General features: G+C 65.0%; 5 protein-coding genes. 1 reads left to right on the forward strand and 4 read right to left on the reverse strand.

Annotated features, from left to right (window positions below; all coding sequences use genetic code 11):
• Positions 1–1,947, forward strand: a 1,947-nt coding sequence (locus TNMX_RS00005) for a cation-transporting P-type ATPase (RefSeq protein ID WP_038028171.1), incomplete at its 5' end; no start/stop codon positions are given.
• An 86-nt stretch (positions 1,948–2,033) separates the two neighbouring features.
• Here TNMX_RS00005 and TNMX_RS00010 read toward each other — a convergent pair.
• The 4 genes from TNMX_RS00010 to TNMX_RS00025 all read right to left on the reverse strand — a co-directional run.
• On the reverse strand, positions 2,034–3,548 hold the full coding sequence (locus TNMX_RS00010; protein ID WP_038028172.1) for a hypothetical protein: 1,515 nt from the start codon (positions 3,546–3,548) through the stop codon (positions 2,034–2,036).
• On the reverse strand, positions 3,541–4,053 hold the full coding sequence (locus TNMX_RS00015) for a hypothetical protein (protein WP_038028173.1): 513 nt from the start codon (positions 4,051–4,053) through the stop codon (positions 3,541–3,543). Before TNMX_RS00015 ends, TNMX_RS00010 begins: the two co-directional genes overlap by 8 nt.
• Entirely contained in the window at positions 4,053–4,715 is a 663-nt protein-coding gene (locus TNMX_RS00020; protein WP_253269333.1) for a hypothetical protein, read from the reverse strand. Before TNMX_RS00020 ends, TNMX_RS00015 begins: the two co-directional genes overlap by 1 nt.
• 256 nt (positions 4,716–4,971) lie before the next feature.
• Positions 4,972–5,554: RecQ family zinc-binding domain-containing protein (locus tag TNMX_RS00025; RefSeq protein WP_038028174.1), on the reverse strand; the 583-nt coding region annotated here is incomplete at its 5' end.

Here is a 5,554-nt window from a genome sequence, read left to right on the forward strand (position 1 = left end):
GCGAAGCAGCTTGGGGTGTTATCCCTGATCACCGGCATCCTGGTGCTGCTTGCGGGGCTCTTGGTAGGCAAACCCCTGAAGGACCTTTTCCTCACGGGCGTGGCCTTGGCGGTGGCCGTGGTGCCCGAGGGGCTGCCCGCGGTGGTGACCCTCACCTTGGCCCTCGGGGTTCGGGCCATGGTTCGGCGCCGGGTCTTGCTGCGGAAACTCCAGGCCGCCGAGGCCTTGGGCGGGGTAACCACGATCTGCACGGATAAAACCGGCACCCTAACCAAAAACGAGATGACCGTGCGGCGCATCTGGCTGGCCTCAGGGGAGGTGGAGGTGACGGGCGTGGGTTACGAACCCTCCGGCCATTTCCTCTTAGGGGCCCAAAGGCTAGACCCCCAAGAGCACCCGGACCTCCTTGCCCTCTTGGAAACGGGGCTTTGGTGCAACCACTCAAGCCTCTATCGGGACGAAACCGGTTGGCATCCCCGGGGAGACCCTACCGAGGTCGCCCTCCTGGTAGCGGCCCTAAAAGCCGGGCTTTCCCTCCCGGAGAGGAAAGGGATCCTCAGCGAGTTCTCCTTCAACGCCCTCCGCAAGCGCATGACCGTGGTTTGGGAGAAGGCCGAGGGCTTGGTGGCCCACGTGAAGGGAGCCCCGGAAGTGATCCTGGATCGCTGCACAAGGATCCTCAAAAACGGAAAGGAATGGCCCCTCACCCCAGAGGACCGAAGGGCCATAGAAGCCGCCTACGCTCGGATGGCAAAGACCGGCCTGCGCACCTTGGCCCTGGCGAAGAGGCAGCTGACTGGGGAGATCCCCCTGAGGGAGGAGACGGTGGAACGCGACCTCGTCTTCCTCGGCCTGGTGGGCCTTCTAGACCCTCCCCGCCCAGAGGTGCCCGCAGCCATACGGACCGCCCAAGAGGCAGGAATCCGCGTCTTGATGATCACCGGGGAGGCAGCCCCCACCGCCTTAGCCCTTGCCCGCCAAATCGGCCTGAGGGCGGAACGCGCGGTGACAGGGCCTGAGATAGAAGAGCTCGAGGACGAAGAGCTTTTGGGCCTGCTCGAGGGCGGGGTGGTCTTCGCCCGCACTACCCCTGAGCACAAGCTGCGGATCGTCCACCTCCTCAAGCGCCGAGGGGAGGTAGTGGCCATGACAGGCGACGGGGTGAACGACGCCCCGGCCTTGAGGAAGGCGGATGTCGGGATCGCCATGGGGCTGCGCGGGACAGACGTGGCCAAGAGCGCGTCCGATGTCGTTCTATTGGACGACAACTTCGCTTCCCTAATCCGCGGCGTGGAGGAAGGGCGCCGTCAGTACGACAACATTCAGAAATTCATACGCTATCTCCTTACCTCCAACATAGGGGAGGTCATCGCCATCCTACTGAACCTTCTCCTGGGTGGCCCCTTGGTGTTTTTACCCGTGCAGATTCTGTGGATCAACCTGATCACCGACAGCCTGACCGCGGTGGCTTTGGGCATGGAGCCCGCGGAAAAGGACGTGATGAAGCGGCGACCCAGAAAGCCCTCAGAGCCCCTCTTGGACCGAAGGGGGGTACTGGCCGTTTTGCTGCTCGGAGGGTATATCGGCGCAAGTGCCTTGTGGCTTTTTTACCACACCCTCCAAAGGGGCGCACCCCAAGCCCTGGCCCAGACCTTGGCCTTTACCGGAATAGTGATCCTGGAAAAGTTCAACGTATTGAATTTCCGCTCCCTGCGCATGCCCCTGGCTGCCCTTGGCTTTTTTACAAATCCTTGGCTCCTTGGGGCTTGGGTCCTTTCCCTCGGTTTACAGGCCTGCGCGGTCTACGTTCCTTTCCTCCAAGAGGCCCTGCACACGGTTCCCCTAGGGTGGAAGGAGTGGGGCCTGATGCTCCTTTGGGCCCTGCCTATCTTTCTAATCCCGGAGTTCATCAAGTGGGTGGGCTGGCAGAAAACCAGGAGGGGGTAGCCTCTCTCTAAGCAAGGGTTCATATGAGCGCGAAGCCCGTGGGAGCGACCAGGGCCCCCTGGAAAGGAGGCGACGGAGTAAGGCCCCTATCCCACCCGGCTACTCCCTAGACCCAGGCCGAGCCGCCACCACCCTTGGGGCCATCCCTTAGGGGCTAGGGTAAGGAAAAGGGCTTCGCCCCCCAGGTACACCCTGACCCTCAAGGGGACCCAGGTGGCCCTGGCTACCAGGGTCCCTTGGGTTTCCGTTTGCACAACCCCTTCCCAGACCGGGCGCTCTCCTGCCAGCACCTGCACCCCTACGGGAAGGCCTGGGGGGTAGGTGCGGGCGAAAACCCCCTCGGGTTCCACCCAGGCCTCAAGATGAGGCCTCACCTCCACGGGCAAGGCCGCAATCCGGCGCCACTCGTCCCTTTGGCCCTCCGTCCTTACCTCTACGATGAGCTCGTCGGTAAGGGATAGCCCCTCCCCTAACAGCTCTTCTGGCCTTTCCCTCGCCTCCCCCCCGGAGGCGAGGAGGAAGCGCAAGGGATATTGGGCGATGTTAAAGCCGATGGGGCGAGGCTCCAAGGGCTCGCCGGGCCTCCAGAGGGGCCTGGAGAAGCGCAGGGCAAAGGCCTGGTGGTGGAGGCGGAAGCGCACGGCCTCGCCCTCCTCAAAGGTGACCTCGAGCTCCTCAGGGATGGGATCCCCCTCCGCGGTGTAGCGGGGCACCCAGGAAAAGCGCCGGAAGCGCCCATCCTCCAGCACCACCTTTCCGTAGACCGTCCACCCTTCCAGCAAGGGCTCCCGGCTTAGGGTGGGCTGGATCTCCTCGATGCGGACCGAGGACTTTAGGAGCTCAACCTTGACCTGCTTGTGCCTGAAGCGGATTCTTTGGGTGGCCGGCCTATCCCCCCGTAGCTTCCGGTAGAGGTCGCCTAGGGCCTGGTCTGAGCGGTTGAAGAGGAGGCGCACGGGGTTGGGCTCTCCCAGGTAGAGGCCCGCCTCTTGGAGAAAGCCCAGAACTGCCTCCTCGTCGCGTAGGTCCGGGACCGCCTCCTCTTCGAGGAGGAGTTCCATGGCCTCCCGAAGTTTGCGGAACACCCGCTCATAGGGCCGGGCTCTCTCGGGCAACATTCCGGTTTGATAGAAGCTCAGAAAGGAATCCTTAAGGGCGTTAAGGCGCAGGGCCTTGAAGTGAAAGATGGCCTCCAGGGTACCTATGAAGTCCCGCCTCCCTTCCGCGAACCTCAGGTGGGCCCGTGTCTCCTCGTGCCAGCCTAGGACCTCCCAAAGGCGGTCGTACTCGGCTGGGGTGGGGAGAAGGCGTTCCACTCCCAGGTCCTTTAGGAAATGGGGCCAGAAGGCCTGGTCGTTTTCCGGCACCTCCCGGTAGAGAAAGTAGCCCCGCAGATAGCCTAAGAGGACGCGGGCAGGGACCAGCTCCTCCCCCCGCGAGCGGACGGTCCCTAAGAGATTGGCCCACCGCCTGCCCTGCCAGACCTCGCGCACGAGGGGCTTGACCCCCTCGTAGTCCTCCTGGGCCACGCGGGCCTGCGCCACCCCTTCTGCCAAAACGGCCCTATCCAGGTTCACGGCGTGGGTCCAAGGGTCAGCCATCCCGGATCCCTTCTAGCCAGGCGAGGAGGGCCCACTCCAGCACCAAACCGGTGCGCACCCGCCGCCAGTCGGGCGCCTGGCCGGCCAGCGCCCCGGAAAGGGCCTCCGCCCGCTCGGCCCAGATCGCCCTGAGCCAGGCTTCCACCCCGTTCCCATCCAGCTTGCGGGCTTCCTCGAGCAGGGCCTGGTCCCAAAGCTCGAGGGCCTGGGCCAGGTAGCGGAAAAAGCCCTCGCCCAAGACAGGGCGGGCAAGCCTCTCCAGGGCCCGCTCGCAACCCTCGCGGGCCGCCCGTTCCTCCTCGAGGCGGCGTTCACAGGCCTCGAGCCGGCCTTGGAACTCCCGGCTGAGCTGGGCCTCCCGCTCCCCAAGCTCGCTTTTGAGCCGCAGAATCTCCGCGGCCTGCTCTTCCAGCCGCTCCACCAGGGCCCTTTTTTCCTCCTCCCAGCGCCGCCGATCCTTCTCCCACTGCCGCTCGTACCACGCCAGGGCCTCCTTGCAGTCCATCACTCCTCCCTTAGGCGGGGCGAGGAGGGTTGCTCTCCTGCCTGGAGCCAGGCCTCCAGGCGGAAGGTATGGGTTCTTAGCCAGCGACTGAGGGGAAGGCTTGCCAGGTCCAACAGCAACCGCTCTAGCCCCAGGAGTACCATCCCCTCCGACTCCCCTGCGAGGAGCTCGCGGTTGCTGTGGCGCAGGGCGGGGTGGTCCTCCCCTTTGAGGAGGGCCCGGTACCCCTCGATGAGGGCAAGGACCCGCTCCTCTGGCCTATTGCCCAGGCCAGGGTAGTCCAGCACCAAGACCCGCAGGAGGGCCTCCTGGGGGAAGGGCTCGGGGAGGGCCTCCTTGAAGTTCCTGAGCCGGGCGAGTTCGGCCTCGAGGTGGGCCTTTTGCTCCGCCACCCCCTCGAGCTCCCGCAGCCGGGCCTCGAGGGCATCTATGCTCCTCTTGTAAACCTCAACTTCCTTTTCCAGCTCCGCCCAGTCCGCCCGAAGCTTGGCGTAGGCTTCCTGGACCCTGGCCATCTCGGCACCCAGGCGGTCCCTCTCGGCCGCAAACCGTGAGGCTTCCTTGCGCCAGTGCGCGGCCTCCTCCAAGGCCCTGCCCCGATCCCTCTCTGCTTCCTGGACCGCCTTCTGGGCTCGTTGGAGCTTGACCTCGAGCTTTTCCACCTCCTTGGCCTTTCTCTGAAACTTCCTCTCACACTCCCGCAGCTTGCGTAGGGGCTCTTGTTCAGCAGAGGCCGGCCCCAGGCCCCCTTCTTCCGAGGGCCGAGGGGGCGCACCCACCCCCTTCCCAGGCGGGCCCTTCGGCAAGGGAGGAGGGGAGAGGGTCTTGAAATCAGGAGGTAACTGCCGCCAAGGCCTGGAGGGGAGGGGTTCTTCCGGAAGGCCAAGGACCTTCCGCGCCACTTCCCGCAGGACCTCCTCAAGCTCCGCCATCCCCTCCCTCCTGCCTCAGCCGGCGCTCATAGCGGGCGCGGCCCCGCTCTTCCAACTCCTTGGGCTTGATGAAGGAAAGGTGGCCGAAGAGGCGGTGGTTCGTGTACTTACCGCTTAAGACGCCATTCCCGCCCCGGTCCTTGCCGCGAAGGGCCATCAGGGTGCTCTTTCTGCCCAGATACATAGAGCGGGGCTCCTTGGACCAGGCGTTGTCCTCGGCCAAGGCAAAGAAGACGAGGAGGGTGTCCAGAGGGCGGTAGACCCGCTCGAGTTCCTCCTCGTCCAGCCCCTCCAGGGCTTCCCAGGGACCCCTATCCCCGGCGCAGATGTCGCAGACCCCGCACCTGTCCGCGGACTCCCCCAGGTGCTTGAGGAGGACCTGGGCCCGGCAGCGACCGTGTTCAGCGTAGCGCCGCACCTGGTCCAACCGCTTCTTGGCGTGCTCCTCAAGTTCCCGGCGCTCCCCGTGCCAGCGGCGGTAGCCCGCCTCCAGATGCTCGCCCGCTTTGACGCGAAGGAGGGGCTCTCGGTAATGGTAAAGCCCGACCCTGCGCGTTATCTGGTAGAGC

The organism is Thermus sp. NMX2.A1 (assembly GCF_000511705.1).
GTDB lineage: Bacteria > Deinococcota > Deinococci > Deinococcales > Thermaceae > Thermus > Thermus scotoductus.